Consider the following 20,886-nt stretch of genomic DNA (forward strand, 5'->3'; position numbering starts at 1 on the left):
CGCCGCCCCGGCTCGGGCCGGGTCAGCGCAGGGCGTCCTCCGGCAGGCAGGCCGTGACGCCCGAGCGGGCACCCTTGTCGAAGGCGGCGATGCGCTCGCCGGCGTCGCCGTGGTCGGTGGTGTCGGTCCACGGGGTCTCGTCGGCGAGCGCCGTCAGGGCCTGGTTCAGCTCCTGGGTGTCGCCCTCCTCGAACCGCAGCGTGCCGTCCCGCTCGGCGCCGAACAGCGCTGCCCCGGCCAGGCAGTCGGCCTGCAACTCGGCGGCCCGGCTGACCAGTTCGGCGCTGAGCCGCTGCTGGATGGCGTGCCCCCACTCGTGCGCGATCACCAGGTACACCCAGGCGTCGCCGGCCTGGTGCCCGCGCGACATCAGGTCGAGGTCCCAGGCGACGTAGTCGCCGGCCGGGCAGTAGACGGCGTTGTCGTCCGGGAGCGCTTCCCCGGCGCAGCCGGGGACCGGCGGGGTGGCGCCGTCGTAGGCGCCCAGCAGCCGGGGCGGCTGGTAGGAGCCGGTGAACAGGTCGCCCCAGTGCTTCGACCAGTACGCGTCGGTCACCCGCACCGCCGCCTCCACGTCCTCCCGCACCGTGTCGTCCCCACCGTCCGCGGGCGGGGTGGCCGGGGCGGTCGGTGAGCGGGGGGAGCCGGGCGGCGGCGAGGTGGGTGACGGGGTCGGGGTCGGCTCCGGAGTGTCGCCGTCGTCGCCGAGGCCGCAGCCGGCCATCAGGGCGAGGGCGGCGACCAGTGCGGTCGCCGCCCGTGCGTACCAGCTAGCAGCCATCACGGTCTCCGGCCGAACGCTCGCGGGGCGGCTGTGCTCCCCACGGAACTCGCCCCGGGTCATGATCGCAAGACCGCCGGGACCGCCGGCCGGGCCCGGGCGGGGGCACCCCGCCGGCTCCGCCGGGCCGGGGCGGGCCGGACGGCGGGTGCGGCGGCGGGTCAGCGGCCGGGCGGGCCGCTGCGGATCAGCTCGTCGGCGGGGTCGTTCACCGGCTGCGGGGTTCCGGTGAGATCCATGACGAACAGCGGCAGCCGCAGCTCGTCGGCGCGCCTGCGGGCGTCCCGGGCGTACCCCGCCAGGGAGAAGAACACCGCGCTGACCGAGTCCCGCAACGCGGTCAGGAACAGGCACTCCACCTCCCGCACGGTGGTCGGGTGGGTCGTCGGGTCCACCTGGGCGACCAGCCCGTCACCGCGCAGGTCCACACCGGTCATGGACCGGTTCTCCGGGTGGCGGAGCCCGCCGAATCCCAGCCAGCGCAGGTACTGGGCGGCGGCGTTGACCGCGTCCCGGGAGGTCCTTATGGTCACCGGCCGGAACGCGGGGCGGCGCAGCGGCTCCGCGGCGCCGGGCGCGGCGGACTCCGGTGTGCCGCTCGCGGTTCCCTCGGACGCGGGTTCCGGGGACGGGGTGACCGGCACCCGGATGACGGTGCCGCACGGGCAGCCGAGTTCCGGTTGCGGCCAGTGCGCGCGGCGCGCGCAGGTGGGGCAGCCCACCAGTACCCAGCAGTCCTCCCAGGTGCGGTGGGCGAGCACCTCCGGGGTGCCGTCGGGCGGGACGGGCAGGGTGACGGGCGCTCCGCAGGAGCAGGGGAAGGTCGGCGGGGCGAACGACTGCTCGTGGCGGCACACCGGGCAACGCACCGTCACACTCCGGGTCATCTGCGGCTCCAGCGAGGGTTCCGTGGGCGGCGGGACACGGGCGGCACCGCCGGCGGCGGGGTACTCCGGCGTCCGCGCCGGCCCGCTGCCCGTGCTCCCACCGACCATGCTCCACCAAGCACACCGCCACGGAAGGGGAATCACCCCTTTCCGTGGCGGACGGGTTCCGGCACGTCACCGGTGGTTGACGCGCCGGAGGCGGTCTGGTGACGGATGGGGCCGGAGGTGAACGATGTGGCGGATGTGACGAACGTCGGACGTGGTGTGGCGGAGGTGGTGGCCGCCCGACGGAGCGAGGCTGCGTGCGCTGCAGGACGTTCGCGCCGCCGGGCGGATCTCACGGGGCCGGCGGGTGCCGGCCGGCGGCCACCGGCCGGACCGTCGGGCGGTGGCCGCCGGGTCTCAGTCCTCGCGCAGGGCGCGGACCGCGGCCTCCACGCGCTTGCCGTACTCGGGGTCGGCGGCGTGGAAGTGCGCGAGGTTCTTCTCGATCACGTCGTCCCGGGTGACCTGGGAGAGGCCGCCCGCGATGTTGGCGACCAGGCGCTCCTTCTCGTCCGCCGACATCAGCCGGTACAGCTCGCCGGCCTGGAAGAAGTCGTCGTCCTTGGTGTGCGCCGGGGCGGCGTGGGTGCCGGTCCAGCCGGTGACGGCCAGCGGGGCGGACAGCGGCTGGTCGGTCTGGGCCGGGCCGTCGTGGGAGTTCGGCTCGTAGTTCTTGGCGTGGCGGCCCTGGCTGTTGGTGGCCATCAGGCCGTCCCGGCCATAGTTCGACGCGGTGGTCGCCCGGGGCGCGTTCACCGGGAGCTGGGTGTGGTTGACGCCCAGCCGGTAGCGGTGCGCGTCGGCGTAGGCGAAGAGCCGGCCCTGGAGCATCTTGTCCGGGGACGGGCCGATGCCGGGCACGAAGTTGTTCGGCGAGAAGGCGGCCTGCTCGACCTCGGCGAACACGTTGTCGGGGTTGCGGTCCAGCACCAGGCGGCCCACCCGGCGCAGCGGGTAGTCGGCGTGCGGCCACACCTTGGTGAGGTCGAACGGGTTGAAGCGGTACTCGGCGGCCTCGGCGGCCGGCATCACCTGCACGTACAGCGTCCACGAGGGGAAGACCCCGCGCTCGATGGACTGCACCAGGTCGCGCTGGTGGCTGTTGGCGTCCTGCCCGACGGTCTCGGCGGCCTGCTCGGCGGAGAGGCAGCGCACGCCCTGGTTGGTCTTGAAGTGGTACTTGACGAAGAACGCCTCGCCCTCGGCGTTGGTCCACTGGTAGGTGTGCGACCCGTAGCCGTTCATGTGGCGGTAGGAGGCCGGGATGCCGCGGTCGCCGAAGAGCCAGGTGACCTGGTGCGTCGCCTCCGGGGCGTGTGCCCAGAAGTCCCAGACGTTGTCCGCCTCCTGCACGCCGGTGAACGGGTCGCGCTTCTGGGAGTGGATGAAGTCCGGGAACTTGATCGGGTCCTTGATGAAGAAGACCGGGGTGTTATTGCCGACCAGGTCGTAGTTGCCCTCTTCGGTGTAGAACTTGACCGCGAAGCCGCGCGGGTCGCGGACCGCGTCCGCTCCGCCGAGGCTGTCGGCCACGGTGGAGAAGCGCAGGAAGACCTCGGTGCGCTTGCCGACGGTGGCGAGGAAGGCGGCGCGGGTCACGTCGGAGACGTCGTCGGTGACCTCGAAGTGGCCGTACGCCCCGGAACCGCGGGCGTGGACCACGCGCTCCGGGATGCGCTCGCGGTTGAACCGGGCGAGCTTCTCCAGGAGGTGCTGGTCCTGGAGGAGGAGCGGGCCGCCGGGGCCGGCGGTGGCGGAGTTCTGATTGTCGGCGACAGGGGCGCCCGACTCAGTTGTCAGCGTGTGCTTTGGCATGGCGGACCTTCCGTGACTACTGCCCAGCGGTAGCGCATTTCCGTATCGCGGACACTAGGGATTGCTTCAACAAAATGTCAATGGTGTGGAAGGGTGCCGCCCGGCGGCACTTTGGGCGCGACAGGACAGGTCAGCGCCGCCGGGCGGAACTCAGGGGAGGGGCCGTCAGGCCCCGGGGAGCGGCTCGAACTCCTTCACCGCGTCGATCGACGGACCGTGCGGGGTGTTGGCCTCACGCTCGATCATGATCTCCACGAGCACCGGCCGCCGCGTGGTCTGGGTCTCCTTGCGGGCCCACTCCAGCGAGCTGCGGATGTCCTTGGGGTCGTAGACGCGGGTGCCGGAGCAGCCGTACGCCTCCATGATCTTGACGTTGTCGGAGCCGTACTCGTCGTAGTGGATGTCCACCTGGTAGTTCATGTCGAACGGGATCGACGCCTGGCGGATCAGGCCCAGGTACTCGTTGTTGAGCATGATGATGACGTACGGGACGTTGTACTGGGCCGCGACCGCGAGTTCCTCGACCATGTACTGGAAGCCGTAGTCACCGACGATGCCGACGACCTCGTTGTCCTTGCCCTGGTTCTCCAGGGCCTTCTTCACGCCGATGGCCGCCGGGATCTCCCAGCCGAGCGGGCCCGCCTGGCCGCAGATCTGGTAGTGGCGCGGGTGGTAGGCCTTCTGGTGCTGGCCGCCCCAGATCTGGTAGAGCCCGATCGCCGTGACGAAGTAGGTGTTCTCGTCGAAGACCTCGTTGATCTCCTTGTAGGCCCGCGGGGCCTTGATCGGGATGTCGTCGAAGTCCTCGCGCCGGGTCAGGGTCTGCCGCAGCTCCTGGACCCGCGCCACCCACGCGCCGTCCGCGCGGCTGAGCTCGCGGGCCCGGGCGGCGTCGATCAGCGCGCGCAGGAACAGCTTGGCGTCCGAGACGATGCCCAGGTCGGGTTCGAAGACCTTGCCGATCTGGGTGGCCTCGACGTCCACGTGGATGAACTTGCGCTCACCCCGGTAGGTGTCCAGCTGCCCGGTGTGCCGGTCGCCGAAGCGGGCTCCGACGGCGAGCACGGTGTCGGACTCCAGGAAGGACTGGTTGCCGTACCGCTGGGAGGTCTGCACACCGGTCATCCCGGAGTACAGCTCGTGCTCCTCGTGGATGGCGCCCTTGCCCATCAGGGTGACCTGCACCGGGATCCGCAGCAGCTCGGCGAGCTCGCGCACCTCGTCCGAGGCCTCGGCGATGATCACACCGCCGCCCGCCAGGATCAGCGGCTTCTCGGCGGCCAGCAGCAGGTCCAGCGCCGCCTCGACGCGCGGCAGGTGCGGCTTGACGGTCTCCACCGCCAGCGGCGCGTCGATCTCCGGGTCGTACCAGATCTCGCGCTGCGCGACGTCGACCGGGATGTCGATCAGCACCGGGCCGGGGCGGCCGGAGCGCGCGATGCGGAACGCCTCGCGGAAGATCCACGGCGCCTGCGCGGCCTCCTTGATCTGCACCGCCCACTTGGTGACGGGCTTGGCGATGTCGACGATGTCGACCGCCTGGAACGCCTCCTGGTGCAGCTTGGTGGAGGCGGCCTGACCGGTGATGCAGATGATCGGGATGGAGTCCGCGATCGTGGTGTACAGACCGGTGATCATGTTGGTGCCGGCCGGGCCGGAGGTGCCGATGGCGACACCGACCTTGCCGGTGGTCCGGGCCCAGCCGTCGGCCATGTGGGTCGCGCCCTCTTCGTGGCGGACCGTCAGGTGGTCGATCCCGCCGACCGTCTCCATCGCCTTGTACAGCGGGAGGATCGCGGCGCCCGGGCAGCCGTACGCGATGTCGACACCCTCGGACTTCAGGACGTGGACGACCGCCTCCATGGCGGGCATCTTGCGCAGAGCCATGAGTCAGCCCCCGATCTTCTGGCCCGAGAGCCGCTCGACCCCGCGCAGCAGCGCGGAGTGGTCCAGGCCGCCGTCACCCTGGGCGCGCAGCGAGGCGACCAGGTTGGCGACCACGGCACCGACCGGGAGGGCGGCGCCGACGTTGCGGGCCGCGTCGGTGACGATGCCCATGTCCTTGTGGTGCAGGTCGATCCGGAAGCCGGGCTTGAAGTCCCGGTTCAGGAAGTTGTCCTTCTTGCGGGTCAGCACGGTCGAGCCGGCCAGACCGCCGTTGAGCACGTCCAGCGCGGCGGCCAGGTTCACCCCGGACTTCTCCAGGAAGACCACGGCCTCGGCGCACGCCTGGATGTTGACCGCCACGATCAGCTGGTTGGCGGCCTTCACGGTCTGGCCGGAGCCGTGCGGGCCGCACAGCACGATGGTCTTGCCGAGGGCCTCCAGGATCGGCTTGGCGGTGTCGAAGTCCGCCTGCTCACCGCCGACCATGATGGACAGCACCGCCTCGATGGCGCCGGCCTCGCCGCCGGAGACCGGGGCGTCCAGCACCCGGATGCCCTGGTCGGCCGCGGCCTTGGCCAGGTCGACGGAGGTCTGCGGGGTGATGGAGGACATGTCGATCAGCAGGGCGCCGCGCCGGGCGTTCGCCAGGATGCCGTCCTCGCCGTAGGCGATGGCCTCCACCTGCGGGGAGGCCGGGACCATCGTGATGATCACGTCGGCGTCCTTGACGGCCTCGGCTATGGAGGCGGCGGCGGTGCCGCCCGCCTTGGTGAGCCGGTCGAGCTTGTCCTGCTCGAGGGTGTAGCCGGTGACGGAGTAGCCCGCCTTGATCAGGTTCTCGGACATGGGGGAGCCCATGATCCCGAGCCCGATCCACGCGATCGCGGGCCGGGCGGAGTCTGCGGGGTTGCTCATGAGGGTGCCTCTCTGAGGTGGTACGAAAGTTCAGTCGGCGGGTGCGGTCGCCGGGGCCGCACCGGGGACGCACCGGGCTCAGGCCGGGAGCCAGCCGAAGGCCTCGGCGCTCGGGCGGTCGCCGGGCTTGTACTCCAGGCCCACCCAGCCGTCGTAGCCGGCCTTGGAGAGCTGGTCGAGCAGCTGCTCCAGGGGGAGCGAGCCGGTGCCGGGGGCGCCGCGGCCGGGGTTGTCCGCGATCTGCACATGACCGGTCTTGGCCGCGTAGGCGTCGATGACCTCGGGCAGGTTCTCGCCGTTCATCGACAGGTGGTAGAGGTCCAGCAGGAAGGCGGCGTTGCCGAGGCCGGTGGCCGCGTTGACCTTGTCCACCACCTCGATCGCCGCGGGCGCGCTGACCAGCGGGTACCGCGGGGACTCCGGCGCGTTGAGCGCCTCGATCAGCAGGGTCGCGCCCACCCGGTCCGCGGCGCGGGCCGCGAGTACCAGGTTCTCCAGCGCGAGGCTGTCCTGGACCTGCGGGTCCACGCCCTCGACCCGGTTGCCGTACAGCGCGTTGAGCGCCTTGCAGCCCACCGATCCGGCGAAGTCGGCCGCGACGTCGATGTTGGCGCGGAAGCGGTCCGACTCCTCACCGGGGAGGGAGAGCGCGCCCCGGTCGGGCCCGGGGAGCTGCCCGGCGTAGAAGTTCAGGCCGACGAGCTGGGTCCCGGCCTTGGTCAAGGCGGACCGCAGGGCGTCGAGTTCGGCCTGGGCCGGGGTGGGCGAGTCGATCCAGGGCCACCACAGCTCGACCGCGTCGAAGCCGGCGGCCGCCGCGGCGGCGGGGCGCTCCAGCAGCGGAAGCTCCGTGAAGAGGATCGAGAGGTTCACATCGAAGCGCTGGTCCTGGAAACCCACTGGTGCGCTCCTTCCGTATTGCGGAAGTCAGTTTCTGTGTGATGGAAGATTGCAGTGGCTCACGGGAGGCTGTCAAGTGGGGCTGCCCGATCGGCCGTGCCGCGCGTTAGGTTGGCGGCGTGAGATTGAGGGTTGAATTCACCACCGAGCCGTTCGACCTCGACGAGGCCCCACCGCATGCCGTGGTGGCCCGCGAGGTGGTGCAGTCCGCCGAACTGGACGCGGTCGACGTCGGGCCGTTCGGCAACACCGCGGAGGGCCGGGCCGACGCGGTGCTCGCCGCCGTGGGCGAGCTGCTGCGGCAGTCCCTGGCCGCCGGGGCCACCCGGGTTTCCCTGCAGGTCAACGTCGTCGGGGAGGGGGAGGGGTGACCGCAGCCGCCGACCAGCCGTTCGTCGCGGCGGTCAAGCCGCTGGTCGACGCCATGGGGGGCGAGATGGTGGCCCCCGAATGCGCTCAGGGCGACGACGTGGTGCTGTCCTGGGAGGGCCGGGAGGTGGTGGCCGTGCGGCTGCCGCACCTGTCCGATTCGCTGGACCACATCCTCGCCGAGCTGGAACGCCGGCACGGCGTACCGCTGTCGCAGCTCGACCGGAAGACCAAGCAGTCGGTGGTGCGGATCCTGGAACAGCGCGGGGCGTTCTCGGTGCGGCACGGGGTGGAGACCGTGGCCGGGGCGCTCGGCGTCAGCCGGTTCACGGTCTACAACTACCTCAACCGGGAGAGCGCTGCGCGGAACGGCGACTGACCCCGCGGGGGCGCCGTTCGCCGGCGCTCCCCGCGGCCCGCCGCCGTTCACGCTTGTTACCGGAAGTTTTCAACAAAGTGTTGACGTCTTGTGCCAGGGGCTCCTAGCTTGCCGGTGTGACTTCCAGCGCATCGCCGGGCCTGTCCCGGCTCAACACGGCCGACGAGCCGGAAGCGGCCGCCGTGCTGCACGAGGTGTGCGGCAGCCGGGCCTGGGCCGCGGCGGTGGCGGGCAGCCGCCCCTTCGCCGACTCAGAAGCCCTGTTCACCGCGAGTGACGCCGCCATGGCGGCGCTCACCCCCGCGGACCTCGACGAGGCGATGGCGGGCCACCCGCCGATAGGCCGGCCCAAGCCGGGCGACCCGACCTCGGCGCGGGAGCAGAGCGGGGTGCAGGACTCGGTGCGCGAGGAGCTGCTCGAACTCAACCTCGCCTACCAGGACCGGCACGGGCACGTCTTCCTCATCTGCGCCACCGGACGCACCGGTGACCAGATGCTCGCCGCGCTCAAGGAGCGGATCGGCAACGACACGGACACCGAGCGCGAGATCGTCCGGACCGAACTGGGAAAAATCAACCGTATCCGGCTGACCCGGCTCGTAGAAGGAGATCTGTGATGACGGACCCGTCCGCCGTGTCCCACACGTCGGTGTCCACCCACATCCTGGACACCAGCATCGGCCGCCCGGCCGAAGACGTGGCCGTGCAGCTGTCGGTCCGCGCCGGGGGCGAGGCCCCCTGGCAGGACCACGGTGCCGGCCGGACGGACGCCGACGGGCGCTGCAAGGACCTCCCGGCCCTGCCGGAAGGCACGACCCACGTACGGCTCACCTTCACGACCGAGCCGTACTTCACCACCCAGCAAGCCGAGGCGCAGCAGGACGCCCCCCGCGTAAGGGACAGCGGCGCGTTCTTCCCCGAGGTGGCGATCGTCTTCGCCGTCACGGCGGGAGAGCACTACCACGTACCGCTGCTGCTCAACCCGTTCGGCTACTCCGTTTACCGAGGGAGCTAGCAGACAGACATGCCTACGATTCTCGGCCAGAACCAGTACGGCAAAGCAGAGAACCGCGTCGTCAAGATCACGCGGGACGGCGACACGCACCACATCAAGGACCTCAACGTATCCGTGGCGCTCTCCGGCGACATGGACGACGTGCACTACTCCGGCTCCAACGCCAACGTCCTGCCGACCGACACCACCAAGAACACGGTGTACGCGTTCGCCAAGGAGCACGGCATCGAGTCGGCGGAGCAGTTCGGCATCCACCTGGCCCGCCACTTCGTGACCAGCCAGGAGCCGATCCACCGGGCGCGCATCCGGATCGAGGAGTACGCCTGGGAGCGGATCGAGGCGTCCGAGGGCAACTCCCGCTTCATCGGCGCCGACGAGGTCCGGCACTCCTTCGTCCGCAAGGGCCAGGAGGTCCGCACCACCCAGATCACCTACGACGGTTCGACCTGGCAGGTCATCTCCGGCCTGAAGGACCTCACGGTGATGAACTCCACCAACTCGGAGTTCTGGGGCTACGTCAAGGACAAGTACACCACTCTCCAGGAGGCGTACGACCGCATACTCGCCACCCAGGTCGCCGCCCAGTGGCGCTACGGCTGGTCCGACGACGCCGAGCGGATGCCCAACTGGGACCGGTCCTACGCCCAGGCCAGGAAGCACATGCTCGCGGCCTTCGCGGAGACCTACTCCCTCTCCCTGCAGCAGACCCTGTACCAGATGGGCGCGCGCATCCTGAACAGCCGCGGTGAGATCGACGAGATCCGCTTCTCGCTGCCGAACAAGCACCACTTCCTGGTCGACCTCGAACCGTTCGGGCTCAAGAACGACAACGAGGTCTACTTCGCGGCGGACCGCCCGTACGGCCTCATCGAGGCGACCGTACTGCGGGACGGCGTGGAGCCGCAGATCCCGGTCGACATGACCAACCTGTAGGGCCACCGCCCTACCCCCGACGCTCGCGCCGGCGTCTTTTCCCAGGGGGAGAGCGGGGGCATCTGCGCACCGAGCAGCACCGCGGACCCGGTCGTCACCCCGCTCGACCCCCGGGCCGCGCATCCACAGGGAAAGAACGAGGAACCCATGGCAGCTTCGCGCATCGTCATCGAGAACTGCGCCATCGCCACCGTGGACGCGGACGACACCGAGTACGCCTCGGGCCATGTCGTCGTCGCCGGCAACCGCATCGAATCGGTGGGCGCCGGCGCGGCGCCGGACGCCCTGGACGGCGTCGTCCGCCGGATCGACGGCACCGGCCACCTGGCCACCCCCGGCCTGATCAACACCCATCACCACTTCTACCAGTGGATCACCCGGGGGCTGGCCCAGGACTGCAACCTCTTCGACTGGCTGGTCACGCTCTACCCCACCTGGGCCCGGATCGACGAGGAGATGGTCCACGCGGCGGCCCAGGGGTCGCTCGCCATGATGGCCCGCGGCGGCGTCACCACCGCCATGGACCACCACTACGTGTTCCCGCGGGGGTCGGGCGACCTGTCCGGCACCCTCGTGCGGGCCGCCGCCGACATGGGCGTCCGGTTCACCCTGGCCCGTGGTTCGATGGACCGCGGCGCCTCCGCCGGCGGACTGCCGCCGGACTTCGCGGTGGAGACCCTGGACGGCGCGCTCGCCGCCACCGAAGCCACCGTCAAGCGGCACCACGACGCGTCCTTCGACGCGATGACCCAGGTCGCCGTGGCACCCTGCTCCCCGTTCTCCGTCTCCACCGAACTCATGCGCCAGGGCGCGGAGCTGGCCCGCCGGCTCGGCGTACGGCTGCACACCCACGGCTCGGAGACGGTGGAGGAGGAGAAGTTCTGCCACGAGCTGTTCGGCATGGGCCCGACCGACTACTTCGAGTCCACCGGCTGGCTCGGTGAGGACGTGTGGATGGCGCACTGCGTCCACATGAACGACTCCGACATCGCCGCCTTCGCCCGCACCGGGACCGGCGTCGCGCACTGCCCCTCGTCCAACGCCCGGCTCGCGGCCGGCATCGCCCGGGTCCCGGACATGCTGGCCGCCGGCGTCCCGGTGGGCCTCGGGGTGGACGGCACCGCCTCCAACGAGTCCGGCGAACTCCACACCGAGCTGCGCAACGCGCTGCTCGTCAACCGCCTCGGCGGCCACCGGGAGAAGGCCCTTAACGCCCGGCAGACACTGCGGCTGGGCACCCACGGCGGCGCCCGGGTCCTCGGCCGCGCCGACCAGATCGGCTCCCTGGAGGCAGGGAAGCTCGCCGACCTGGTGCTCTGGAAGCTCGACGGCATCGGCCACGCGTCGATCGCCGACCCGGTCGCGGCGCTGGTCTTCGGCGCCGCCGCACCGGTGACCCTCTCGCTCGTCAACGGAAAGCCGGTCGTCGAGGCGGGACGCCTCACCACGGCCGACGAGGACGCCATCGCCCGCAGCACGCGGGACCAGGCACGGCGCCTCGCCCAGATCGCCGCCGCCGCGGGCTGACCCCCGCGCCACGGCGCGCACCGCACCACAACAGCACACCAGAACTCGGCCGGGAGGGACGGCTCCCGGCCGGGCCCGCGGACCCCTTCGTCCGCGGGCGCCGTGTCCGGGGGCGGGGGCCCGTAACTCACGTCCCCGGACACGGACGGACCTCACGGGGGGAGCCCTACCGGGCTCCCTTCTTCCGTACGCGCACCCGCACGCGCTCATCGCACCGCAGCTTCAGCACACCCCCCATGGCCCCATCACCTCCCTGAACCCGCGCCCGACAGCGGCGCGTTAAACCGACAGGAGGATCGGCGTGCACCCGGTCGATCAGACTCTTCCTCCCCTCAAGATGTTCACCAGCGGCCTGCAGCATGTGGCCGCCATGTACGCGGGCGTGGTCGCCCCGCCGATGATCATCGGCCCCGCGGTCGGCCTCTCGGCCTCCGAGACCGCCTTCCTCATGGGCGCCAGCCTCTTCACGGCCGGCCTGGCCACGCTGCTCCAGACGATCGGCTTCTGGCGCATCGGCGCACGGCTGCCCTTCGTCAACGGGGTGTCCTTCGCGGGCGTCACCCCGATGATCGCCATCGGCAACGGCGCCGGGGACAACGACGCCCTGCCGGTGATCTTCGGCGCCACCATCGTCGCCGGCGTGCTGGGCTTCGTCCTGGCACCCTATTTCTCCAAGCTGGTGCGGTTCTTCCCACCGCTGGTCACCGGCACCGTGATCACCCTCATCGGCATATCGCTGCTGCCGGTCGCCTTCAACTGGGCCCGGGGCGGCAACGCCGCGGCCGACGACTACGGCGACTCCAAGTACCTGGCACTGGCCGCCATCACCCTCGTCCTCGTCCTGGTGCTCCGCCGCGTCCTGCGCGGCTTCCTCCAGCAGATAGCCATCCTGCTCGGCCTGATCGGCGGCGCGCTGATCGCCATCCCGTTCGGGGTCACCAACACCGACGCCATCCGGGACGCGGACCTGGTCGGCTTCCCCACGCCCTTCCACTTCGGCGCACCGCAGTTCGAGGTCGCCGCGATCATCTCGATGTGCGTGGTCATGCTGGTCTGTATGACCGAGTCGACCGCGGACATGCTGGCGCTCGGCCGGATCGTGGAGCGGCCCGCCGACGAGCGGATCCTGGAGGGCGGGCTGCGCGCGGACACCCTGGGCACCGCCGTCAGCCCGCTGTTCAACGGCTTCGCGTGCAGCGCCTTCGCGCAGAACATCGGCCTGGTGGCGATGACCAAGGTACGCAGCCGGTTCGTGGTGGCGTCCGGCGGCGTCATCCTCATCGTGCTCGGGCTCTGCCCGGTCGCCGCCTCGCTGATCTCGCTGGTCCCGCTGCCGGTGCTCGGCGGCGCCGGTGTCGTGCTGTTCGGCTCGGTGGCCGCGAGCGGGGTGCAGACGCTGGCCGAGGCCGCGCTGGAGAAGGGTGACAACGCCCTGATCGTGGCGGTGGCGCTCGGAGTCGGGCTGGTGCCGATCGCGGCGCCGGACTTCTACCACTCCTTCCCCGACGACCTGCTGGTGGTGCTGGACTCCGGCATCAGCACCGGATGCCTGGTGGCGGTCGGGCTCAATGTGGCCTTCAACCACCTGGGGAAGCGGAAGGCGGCGGGGGAGGCGCCGGAGGAAGCGGTGCCGCAGCCGGTCGCCGCGGCACACTGAACCCGGCGCCCTGCCGCCTCCGATCCCCGAGTCGCCGTGACCGAGGGCCCCGTCCGGCCCGAAGCTGTCGAACCCCACCGCGTGCCCGCAGCCGCCCAGGCCCACTGCCCGGGCGGCTGCGTCGTTCCCGCCGCCGGCGCCGCTCCCGGTGGCGGGCCCGGCGCCGCCCTCCCGGTGCCCCCGGCGCCTGCGGGGCCGGCTCCGGTGTCTGCGGGGGCCGGCTCGGAGACGTAGGCAGGTTCCCCGGGGTCGCCGGCACACCCCCGGCGCGTTCTCCCGGCGCCCCGGTGGTGGCCGGCCCGGAGAGACGAGTCCTCTTCCGGCGGCCGCCGCGGGCCGGGCGAGGACACCGGCGGGGGAGGGGACGGAGCCTCCCGGGCCCGGGCCCGTGGCGGCGCGCCCGGGCCCCGCGGGCGCGCCGCCCGGCCGGACACCGGCGCCCCGGGCCCGCGGCGGTCACCGGCGGCGCGGCCGGGCCCCTCGCCGGTGCGGGCGGAGGGCGCGGACGTCCGCCGGTCTCCGGCGGTCCGGGACGGGAAACGACGGGCCCCCGGCACCTCGGGGCGCTGCGCGGGTGCGACAGCGTCCGTGCGGCACCGGGGGCCCTCGGCCACCGGGCCGGCCTGCGGCCGGACCGGCTCAGCCGAGCAGTTCGTAGGCGGGGAGGGTGAGGAAGTCCGCGTAGTCCTCGTCCAGGGAGACCTTCAGCAGCAGGTCGTGCGCCTCCTGCCAGCGGCCGGCGGCGAACGCCTCGGCGCCGATCTCCTCGCGGACGGCCGCGAGTTCCTCGGCCGCCACCGCGCGCGCCAGCTCGGCGGTGACCGGCACGGTCCGGCCCTCGTGCGACACCTCCACGCCCGCGTTGATCCACTGCCAGATCTGCGAGCGGGAGATCTCCGCGGTGGCGGCGTCCTCCATCAGGTTGAAGATCGCCACGGCGCCCAGGCCGCGCAGCCAGGCCTCGATGTAGCGGATGCCGACCTGGACGGCGTTGCGCAGCCCCTCGAAGGTGGGCTCGGCGTGCAGCGAGGCGATGTCGGTCAGCTCCGCCGCGGTGACATGGACGTCCTCGCGCAGCCGGTCCTTCTGGTTCGGCTTGGTGCCGAGGACGGCGTCGAAGGACGCCATGGCGATCGGCACCAGGTCCGGGTGCGCGACCCAGGAGCCGTCGAAGCCGTCGCCCGCCTCCCGGTCCTTGTCGGCCCTGACCTTGGCGAAGGCGGCCCGGTTGACCTCGGCGTCGCGGCGGGAGGGGATGAACGCCGCCATGCCGCCGATGGCGTGCGCGCCGCGCTTGTGGCAGGTGCGGACCAGCAGTTCGGTGTAGGCGCGCATGAACGGGGCCGTCATGGTCACCGCGTTGCGGTCCGGCAGCACGAACTTCCGCCCGCCGTCGCGGAAGTTCTTCACGATCGAGAACAGGTAGTCCCAGCGGCCGGCGTTGAGCCCGGAGGCGTGGTCGCGCAGCTCGTAGAGGATCTCCTCCATCTCGTAGGCGGCGGTGATGGTCTCGATGAGGACGGTGGCGCGGACCGTGCCCTGCGGGATGCCGAGGCGGTCCTGGGCGAAGACGAAGATGTCGTTCCACAGCCGCGCCTCGAGGTGCGACTCGGTCTTGGGCAGGTAGAAGTACGGGCCCTTGCCCAGTTCGACGAGGCGCCGGGCGTTGTGGAAGAAGTACAGGCCGAAGTCGACCAGGGCGCCGGGCAGCGCCCGCCCGTCCGCCCGGATGTGACGCTCCTCCAGGTGCCAGCCGCGCGGCCGCATCACGACGGTGGCCAGCTCGTCGGCGGGCCGCAGCGCGTAGGTCTTCCCCTGGGGGCTGGTGAAGTCGATCCGGCGCTCGTAGGCGTCGATCAGGTTGAGCTGGCCGAGGATGACGTTCTGCCAGGTCGGGGCGGAGGCGTCCTCGAAGTCGGCGAGCCAGACCCGGGCACCGGAGTTGAGCGCGTTGATCGTCATCTTGCGGTCGGTGGGTCCGGTGATCTCCACCCGGCGGTCGTTCAGCGCGGCCGGGGCCGGGGCAACCCGCCAGCTGTCGTCCTCGCGGATGTGCGCGGTCTCCGGCAGGAAGTCGAGGGTGCTGGTACGGGCGATCTCGGCGCGGCGCTCGGCGCGGCGGGCGAGCAGTTCGTCACGGCGGGGGGTGAATCGCTGGTGGAGCTCGGCGAGGAAGGCGAGGGCCTCGTCGGTCAGCACCTCGCCCTGACGCCCCAGCGGCTCGGTGTCGACGATGGCCAGTGGGGACGGAGCTGGTGCGGACATGGCTGTCACTCCTTCTGGGATGGCACGGGGTGCCGCGGCTCATCGGGCGCGGTCGCCGGGCGCCATCCGTTGCTCAATGGTGCTCAGGGCGCTGCTGACCAGTGGAGAATAATTTCCTCATGGTGGAAGTTCAATGGTTTGTTGATGTCGAGATAATTTTCTTCCGGCGGACCGGGGCGCGGATGGCGCGCAGTGCCACCCGTGCGGCCGGGTGCGCCCGGCCGGTTCACTCCAGCAACCGGAGGTCCGGCGGGGTGTCGATGTCGTCCGGTGCCGCGACGTCGGAGCACTCCACCAGCCGTACCCGGTCGCGGTGGGCGCGCAGGAAGTCCCGGGCGCCGCGGTCGCCGGTGGCGGTCGCCATCACCTCGGGCCACAGCGGCCGCCCCAGCAGCACCGGATTCCCGCGTTCCGCGCCGTACGCGGCCGCCGCCAGCGGTGCGCCGTCCCGGTGGGCGGCGACCAGCCGGGCCACCGCCTCCGCCCCCACGCGCGGCTGGTCCACCAGCATCACCAGCGCCGCCCCGGCCCCGGTCGCCGACAGGGCGGTCAGTCCGGCGCGCAGCGAAGAGCCCATCCCCGATTCCCACTCCGGGTTCTCCACCACCCGGCACCCGGACAGGTCGGCCCGCCGGCGCACCTCCGGCGCGGCGGCGCCCAGCACCACCTGGACCGGGTCGCAGCCGCCGGCGCGCAGGGCGGCCACCGCGCGTTCCACCAGGGGCCGGCCCTGGTGGGTGAGCAGGGCCTTGGGCCGTCCACCCAGGCGCCGCCCGGCCCCGCCGGCCAGCAGCAGCCCCGCCACCGGTGCCGGGGCGGGTGACGGAGGGTCAGGAGGGTGCGTCGTCATGCCGATTGCATACCGCATCCGGCGCCCGGGGGCGCCGCGGGCAACCGCCAGGTAAAAGATGAACCCTCAATTTCGCCCTGTGTGTGGCGGAGGACGCGGAGAGTGTCGTTAACTGATCCGCACCTCTCGCGCCCCTCGGGGGCGCCGGGAGGTCATGCCGAACGGGCGAGAACTCGTGCGACGGTGCGCGAGGGGGAGAGGCGAGTGTTGTCCGACGATCTTACGGGGCTCGGGGGACGGCCCGGGGTCCCGGTCAGGGAGGGCGTCGCCGGCACGGCCGGGACGCGGGTGATCGGCGCCGACGAGGATCCCAGGGCCGGGGAGCTGCTGCGCGCCGTTGCCCGGCTGCGCCGTGAACTCGCGACCCATCCGGCCGACTTGCCGGAACGCCCGGTGGCCGAGGAGGAGCTCGCCGCCCTGGCGGCGGTGGCCGCCGCCGGGCTGCCCGAGCCGGCCCGGCTGCGCCGCTCGCTGCTGGTCATCGCCGGTGCGCTGGGCTCGGTGAGCGCGCTGGCCGCCGCGCTGGCCTCGGTGCGGCACGCCGTCGATCTCTTCGGGCCCGTCCCCCCGGTGCGCGGCGTCGGCTGAGCCACCGGACCCGGCGGGGCGGTCGGGGTGGCGCCGGGTCCGGCGTGGCGGTCGGAGGGCACCGGACCGGCGTGGGCGTGGCGGCCGGGGGGGCACCGGACCGGCGGGCCGAACGGGGATGGCACCGGGTGCCGTACCGCGGGACGGCTGCCGTGCGGTTCGCCGCTTCCGGCGCCACCCGGGGTGTGCCCGGTGCGGTGCCACGGCAGGACACGCCGCCCGGCGAGGGGGACGGTGGCGACTGCCCCGGGGCGGCCCGCCGCGTCCGGGCCCGTCCGGAGGGCGCAGACGCGGGGCGGCCCGAAGCGGGAGTGCCCGCGCCTGGCCCCAGGAGCCCGCGACCCGCACCCGAGAGCCCGCGCCTGGACCCGGAGGGCCCGCGCCCGGGCCGTCCGGCTCAGCCGGAGTTGGTGTCCGCGAGGGCGACCGACAACTGCTCCGCCACCTCCTTGAGGACCGGCACGATCTCCTCGGTCGCCTCCTCGGTGACCCGGCCCGCGGGCCCGGAGATCGAGATGGCCGCGGAGGTGGGGGAGTCGGGCACCGGCACCGCCAGGCAGCGCACGCCCATCTCCTGCTCGTTGTCGTCGACCGCGTAACCGGCCTCGCGCACCAGCTCCAGGGCGGCCAGGAACTCGTCCGGCGTGGTGATGGTCCGCGGGGTGGCGGCGGGCATGCCGGTGCGGCCGAGCAGGGCCCGCACCTCCTCGGCGGGGGTGTACGCCAGCAGTGCCTTGCCCACGCCGGTGGAGTGCGGCAGGACCCGGCGGCCCACCTCGGTGAACATCCGCATCGAGTGCCGGGAGGGCACCTGGGCGACGTACACCACCTCGTCGCCGTCGAGCAGCGCCATGTTCGCGGTCTCGCCGGTGGCCTCCACCAGCCGCGCCAGATAGGGCCGGGCCCAGGTGCCGAGCAGCCGGGACGCGCCCTCGCCGAGCCGGATCAGCCGGGGGCCCAGCGCGTACCGCCGGTTCGGCTGCTGGCGTACATATCCGCAGGCGACCAGGGTGCGCATCAGCCGGTGGATGGTGGGCAGCGGCAGCCCGCTGCTGCCGGAGAGTTCGCTCAGCCCGACCTCGCCCCCGGCGTCGGCCATCCGCTCCAGGAGGTCGAAGGCGCGCTCGAGCGACTGGACGCCACCCGAGTTGCTGCTGGCGGTCTTGGTCTCGGCGGACGGCGGCACGTCACGTTCCTTTCGGGACGGGTGGGGCCGAGCGGTGCGCACCGGGGTGCGGCAGGCCGTTCGGCAACCGGCAGCCTACCCGGCCCCGGCGATCCACACAGCGGCTTGGACATGCTGTTATCGCCGGTCACGGGCTGTTCACGGGCGGAGGGCGGGGGGATGCACGAACCATGCCGGGCGGGCCAGTGGCCATAGATCCATTCTGGTGTGTGGAAACTTCCTTTCACTTTGTGGAATCCTCCGAATCTCCTCCGGCGGCCCGCCCCGGGGTGCGGTGGGCCCCCTGAGGGTCTTGACGCCGTCCGGAGGCGAATGAAAACTTCAACAAAACGTTGAGCGGCTGATTCCGCTCAGCGGCGAGAGAGTGGGAGGGAGAGGTGCCCGACGTGGAACTGGTGCTCCGTTCGACGCGCGTGATCACTCCGGACGGCACCCGGCCGGCGTCCGTCGCCGTCGCCGGGGGGAAGATCGCCGCCGTCCTGCCGTACGAGGCCGGGGTTCCCGGTGGAACCCGGCTGGAGGACTTCGGCGACGACGTCCTGCTGCCGGGGCTCGTCGACACCCACGTGCACGTCAACGACCCGGGCCGCACCGAGTGGGAGGGCTTCTCCTCCGCGACCCGGGCCGCCGCGGCGGGCGGCGTCACCACGGTGGTCGACATGCCGCTCAACAGCATCCCGCCGACCACCACCACCGAGGCGCTGGAGATCAAGCGGGCGGTCGCCCGCGCCCAGGCCCATGTCGACGTCGGCTTCTGGGGCGGGGCGATACCGGGCAACGTCCCGCACCTGCGGCCGCTGCACGAGGCCGGGGTCTTCGGCTTCAAGTGCTTCCTGCTCCACTCCGGCGTGGACGAGTTCCCGCAGCTGTCCCCGGCGGAGCTCAAGGACGCGCTCGCCGAGATCGCCGGCTTCGACGGCCTGCTGATCGTGCACGCCGAGGACCCGCACCTGATCGACTCCGCCCCGGCGCCCACCGGGTCCCGCTACACCTCCTTCCTGGCCTCCCGCCCCCGGGCCGCCGAGGACCGGGCCATCGCCGGGCTGATCGAGCTGGCCCGGGAACTCGACGCCCGGGTGCACGTACTCCACCTCTCCTCCGGTGACGCCCTGCCGATGATCGCCGCCGCCCGCCGGGACGGCGTCCGGATCACCGTCGAGACCTGCCCGCACTTCCTCACCCTGACCGCCGAGGAAGTCCCCGACGGCGCCACCGAGTTCAAGTGCTGCCCGCCCATCCGGGAGGCGGCCAACCAGGACGTCCTGTGGCAGGGCCTGGCCGACGGGGTGATCGACTGCGTGGTCTCCGACCACTCGCCCTGCACCCCCGACCTCAAGGTCGGGGACTTCGGTCAGGCGTGGGGCGGCATCTCCTCCCTCCAACTCGGCCTGCCCGCCGTCTGGACCGCCGCCCGGCGGCGCGGACACCGGCTGGAGGACGTGGTCCGCTGGATGGCCACCGCCCCGGCCGGCCTGGCCGGACTCGACTCCAAGGGCGCCATCGAGCCGGGCCGCGACGCCGACTTCGCGGTGCTCGCACCCGACGAGACCTTCACCGTCGACCCCGCCGGACTCCACCACCGCAACCAGGTCACCGCCTACGCGGGCAAGACCCTGCACGGCGTAGTGCGGTCCACCTGGCTGCGCGGAAACAAGATCGCCGACCACGGCACGCCCACCGGACCCACCGGCCGACTCCTCGAAAGGCAGCGCACCGTATGACCGCCGCGATCCCTTCCTACACCGGAGACGCCAGCCCGTACGGAGGCGGCGACCCCTACGCCGACTACCGCACCCCCGGGCCCTCCGGGTTCCCCTTCGAGCACCTCGCCGACCTCGCCGACCGGCGGCTGGGCGCGGGCGTCATCGCGGCCAACGACGAGTTCTTCGCCGAGCGGGAGAACCTCCTCAAGCCCGAGGCCGCCCACTTCGACCCGGAGGCGTTCGGCCACAAGGGCAAGATCATGGACGGCTGGGAGACCCGCCGGCGGCGCGGCACCGGGGCCGACACCCCGCACCCCACCGACGACGACCACGACTGGGCCCTGATCCGCCTGGGCGCGCCCGGCGTGGTCCGCGGCATCGTGGTCGACACCGCGCACTTCCGCGGCAACTACCCGCAGGCGGTCAGCGTGGAGGCCGCGTCCGTGCCCGGCTCCCCGTCCCCGGCGGACCTGCTCGCCGAGGACGTCGAGTGGACCGTCCTGGTACCCCGCACCCCGGTGGGCGGGCACGCCGCCAACGGCTTCGCGGTCGACGACGAGCGGCGCTTCACCCACCTGCGGCTCAAGCAGCACCCCGACGGCGGCGTCGCCCGGCTGCGGGTGTACGGCGAAGTCGCCCCGGCGCCCGAATGGCTCGCCGCGCTCGGCACCTTCGACCTCGCCGCGCTGGAGAACGGCGGCGCGGTCGAGGACGCCTCCGACCGCTTCTACTCGCCGCCGACCAACACCATCCAGCCCGGCCGCTCCCGGAAGATGGACGACGGCTGGGAGACCCGCCGGCGCCGGGACAAGGGCAACGACTGGGTGCGCTACCGGCTCACCGAGCACGCCGAGATACGCGCCGTGGAGATCGACACCGGATACCTCAAGGGCAACTCGGCCGGCTGGGCCGCGCTGTACGCGCTGGACGCCACCGCCGGGGCCGACCCGGCCGACCACACCACCGGCTGGGTGGAGATCCTGCCGCGCACCCGGCTCCAGCCGGACACCGTCCACCGCTTCCTGCTGGACTCGGCGCCCGCCGCCACCCACGTACGGATCGACATCTTCCCCGACGGAGGCATCGCCCGGCTGCGGCTGCACGGCTCGCTGACCGGGGACGGCGCCAAGCGGCTCGCCGCGCGCCACACCGAACTGGGCGGCTGACGGCACGCCGCCCCCGAA

General features: G+C 72.4%; 19 protein-coding genes. 10 read left to right on the forward strand and 9 right to left on the reverse strand.

Annotated elements, in window-relative coordinates; translation table 11 throughout:
* Positions 1-22 precede the first annotated feature (22 nt).
* From ACH4B3_RS07840 to ACH4B3_RS07865, 6 genes are all read right to left on the reverse strand, one after another.
* Positions 23-781: a neutral zinc metallopeptidase gene (locus tag ACH4B3_RS07840; RefSeq protein ID WP_398461866.1), complete on the reverse strand. Its 759-nt coding sequence runs from the start codon at positions 779-781 to the stop codon at positions 23-25.
* Positions 782-942: 161 nt separating this feature from the next.
* Positions 943-1,668, reverse strand: coding sequence for a hypothetical protein (locus tag ACH4B3_RS07845; protein WP_398461867.1), 726 nt, complete (start codon positions 1,666-1,668; stop codon positions 943-945).
* 402 nt (positions 1,669-2,070) lie between these two features.
* Positions 2,071-3,528 carry a catalase gene (locus ACH4B3_RS07850; RefSeq protein ID WP_398461868.1) on the reverse strand — a complete coding sequence of 486 codons (1,458 nt, stop codon included), beginning with the start codon at positions 3,526-3,528 and terminating at the stop codon, positions 2,071-2,073.
* A gap of 165 nt (positions 3,529-3,693) precedes the next feature.
* Entirely contained in the window at positions 3,694-5,415 is a 1,722-nt protein-coding gene (gene gcl, locus ACH4B3_RS07855) for a glyoxylate carboligase (RefSeq protein ID WP_398461869.1), read from the reverse strand.
* 3 nt (positions 5,416-5,418) lie between these two features.
* Positions 5,419-6,330 carry a 2-hydroxy-3-oxopropionate reductase gene (locus ACH4B3_RS07860; protein WP_398461870.1) on the reverse strand — a complete coding sequence of 304 codons (912 nt, stop codon included), beginning with the start codon at positions 6,328-6,330 and terminating at the stop codon, positions 5,419-5,421.
* A 78-nt stretch (positions 6,331-6,408) separates the two neighbouring features.
* A complete protein-coding gene (locus ACH4B3_RS07865; protein WP_398461871.1) occupies positions 6,409-7,230 on the reverse strand; it encodes a TIM barrel protein in 822 nt (273 codons plus the stop codon).
* Between the two features lie 119 nt (positions 7,231-7,349).
* On the opposite strand from ACH4B3_RS07865, the gene ACH4B3_RS07870 reads away from it, so the two are divergent.
* From ACH4B3_RS07870 to ACH4B3_RS07900, 7 genes are all read left to right on the forward strand, one after another.
* Positions 7,350-7,601, forward strand: coding sequence for a hypothetical protein (locus ACH4B3_RS07870; protein WP_398461872.1), 252 nt, complete (start codon positions 7,350-7,352; stop codon positions 7,599-7,601).
* Complete coding sequence (locus ACH4B3_RS07875) at positions 7,598-7,978, forward strand: helix-turn-helix domain-containing protein (protein WP_398461873.1); 381 nt, start codon at positions 7,598-7,600, stop codon at positions 7,976-7,978. The genes ACH4B3_RS07870 and ACH4B3_RS07875 overlap by 4 nt, the downstream gene beginning before the upstream one ends.
* A 116-nt stretch (positions 7,979-8,094) precedes the next feature.
* Positions 8,095-8,595, forward strand: a complete 501-nt coding sequence (gene uraD, locus ACH4B3_RS07880; protein WP_398461874.1) for a 2-oxo-4-hydroxy-4-carboxy-5-ureidoimidazoline decarboxylase — start codon at positions 8,095-8,097, stop codon at positions 8,593-8,595.
* The gene (uraH, locus tag ACH4B3_RS07885) at positions 8,595-8,993 is read left to right on the forward strand and encodes a hydroxyisourate hydrolase (RefSeq protein WP_398461875.1); all 399 of its coding nucleotides are present in this window, start codon (positions 8,595-8,597) and stop codon (positions 8,991-8,993) included. Before uraD ends, uraH begins: the two co-directional genes overlap by 1 nt.
* Positions 8,994-9,002: 9 nt before the next feature.
* Positions 9,003-9,926: a factor-independent urate hydroxylase gene (gene pucL / locus ACH4B3_RS07890; RefSeq protein ID WP_398461876.1), complete on the forward strand. Its 924-nt coding sequence runs from the start codon at positions 9,003-9,005 to the stop codon at positions 9,924-9,926.
* A 147-nt stretch (positions 9,927-10,073) separates the two neighbouring features.
* Positions 10,074-11,453, forward strand: a complete 1,380-nt coding sequence (locus ACH4B3_RS07895; RefSeq protein WP_398461877.1) for an 8-oxoguanine deaminase — start codon at positions 10,074-10,076, stop codon at positions 11,451-11,453.
* A 337-nt stretch (positions 11,454-11,790) separates the two neighbouring features.
* Positions 11,791-13,110, forward strand: coding sequence for a nucleobase:cation symporter-2 family protein (locus tag ACH4B3_RS07900; protein ID WP_398462318.1), 1,320 nt, complete (start codon positions 11,791-11,793; stop codon positions 13,108-13,110).
* Between the two features lie 639 nt (positions 13,111-13,749).
* Here the strand turns inward: ACH4B3_RS07900 and aceB are convergent.
* Both aceB and ACH4B3_RS07910 read right to left on the reverse strand, forming a co-directional pair.
* A complete protein-coding gene (gene aceB, locus ACH4B3_RS07905) occupies positions 13,750-15,375 on the reverse strand; it encodes a malate synthase A (protein WP_398461878.1) in 1,626 nt (541 codons plus the stop codon).
* Between the two features lie 226 nt (positions 15,376-15,601).
* Positions 15,602-16,225: an NTP transferase domain-containing protein gene (locus ACH4B3_RS07910; RefSeq protein WP_398461879.1), complete on the reverse strand. Its 624-nt coding sequence runs from the start codon at positions 16,223-16,225 to the stop codon at positions 15,602-15,604.
* Between the two features lie 204 nt (positions 16,226-16,429).
* Between ACH4B3_RS07910 and ACH4B3_RS07915 the strand changes: the two genes are divergently transcribed.
* Positions 16,430-16,813: a DUF5955 family protein gene (locus ACH4B3_RS07915; protein WP_398461880.1), complete on the forward strand. Its 384-nt coding sequence runs from the start codon at positions 16,430-16,432 to the stop codon at positions 16,811-16,813.
* 397 nt (positions 16,814-17,210) lie between these two features.
* Here ACH4B3_RS07915 and ACH4B3_RS07920 read toward each other — a convergent pair whose 3' ends face one another.
* Positions 17,211-17,999: an IclR family transcriptional regulator gene (locus tag ACH4B3_RS07920; RefSeq protein WP_398461881.1), complete on the reverse strand. Its 789-nt coding sequence runs from the start codon at positions 17,997-17,999 to the stop codon at positions 17,211-17,213.
* 377 nt (positions 18,000-18,376) lie between these two features.
* Here ACH4B3_RS07920 and allB point away from each other — a divergent pair, with 377 nt between their 5' ends.
* Complete coding sequence (gene allB, locus ACH4B3_RS07925; protein WP_398461882.1) at positions 18,377-19,720, forward strand: allantoinase AllB; 1,344 nt, start codon at positions 18,377-18,379, stop codon at positions 19,718-19,720.
* Entirely contained in the window at positions 19,717-20,868 is a 1,152-nt protein-coding gene (alc, locus tag ACH4B3_RS07930; RefSeq protein WP_398461883.1) for an allantoicase, read from the forward strand. The genes allB and alc overlap by 4 nt, the downstream gene beginning before the upstream one ends.
* The last annotated feature ends 18 nt before the right edge of the window (positions 20,869-20,886 follow it).

This window comes from Streptomyces sp. NPDC018031 (genome assembly GCF_044327625.1).
Classification (GTDB): domain Bacteria; phylum Actinomycetota; class Actinomycetes; order Streptomycetales; family Streptomycetaceae; genus Streptomyces.

Excerpts from the sequence above, each read along its gene's own strand:
- ACH4B3_RS07860 (WP_398461870.1), bottom strand. The coding sequence starts at position 6,330 with ATGAGCAACCCCGCAGACTCCGCCCGGCCCGCGATCGCGTGGATCGGG.
- ACH4B3_RS07850 (WP_398461868.1), bottom strand. The coding sequence starts at position 3,528 with ATGCCAAAGCACACGCTGACAACTGAGTCGGGCGCCCCTGTCGCCGAC.
- pucL (WP_398461876.1), top strand. The coding sequence starts at position 9,003 with ATGCCTACGATTCTCGGCCAGAACCAGTACGGCAAAGCAGAGAACCGC.
- ACH4B3_RS07840 (WP_398461866.1), bottom strand. The coding sequence starts at position 781 with ATGGCTGCTAGCTGGTACGCACGGGCGGCGACCGCACTGGTCGCCGCC.
- gcl (WP_398461869.1), bottom strand. The coding sequence starts at position 5,415 with ATGGCTCTGCGCAAGATGCCCGCCATGGAGGCGGTCGTCCACGTCCTG.
- ACH4B3_RS07910 (WP_398461879.1), bottom strand. The coding sequence starts at position 16,225 with ATGACGACGCACCCTCCTGACCCTCCGTCACCCGCCCCGGCACCGGTG.
- aceB (WP_398461878.1), bottom strand. The coding sequence starts at position 15,375 with ATGTCCGCACCAGCTCCGTCCCCACTGGCCATCGTCGACACCGAGCCG.
- alc (WP_398461883.1), top strand. The coding sequence starts at position 19,717 with ATGACCGCCGCGATCCCTTCCTACACCGGAGACGCCAGCCCGTACGGA.
- ACH4B3_RS07845 (WP_398461867.1), bottom strand. The coding sequence starts at position 1,668 with ATGACCCGGAGTGTGACGGTGCGTTGCCCGGTGTGCCGCCACGAGCAG.
- ACH4B3_RS07895 (WP_398461877.1), top strand. The coding sequence starts at position 10,074 with ATGGCAGCTTCGCGCATCGTCATCGAGAACTGCGCCATCGCCACCGTG.
- uraH (WP_398461875.1), top strand. The coding sequence starts at position 8,595 with ATGACGGACCCGTCCGCCGTGTCCCACACGTCGGTGTCCACCCACATC.
- ACH4B3_RS07900 (WP_398462318.1), top strand. The coding sequence starts at position 11,791 with ATGTTCACCAGCGGCCTGCAGCATGTGGCCGCCATGTACGCGGGCGTG.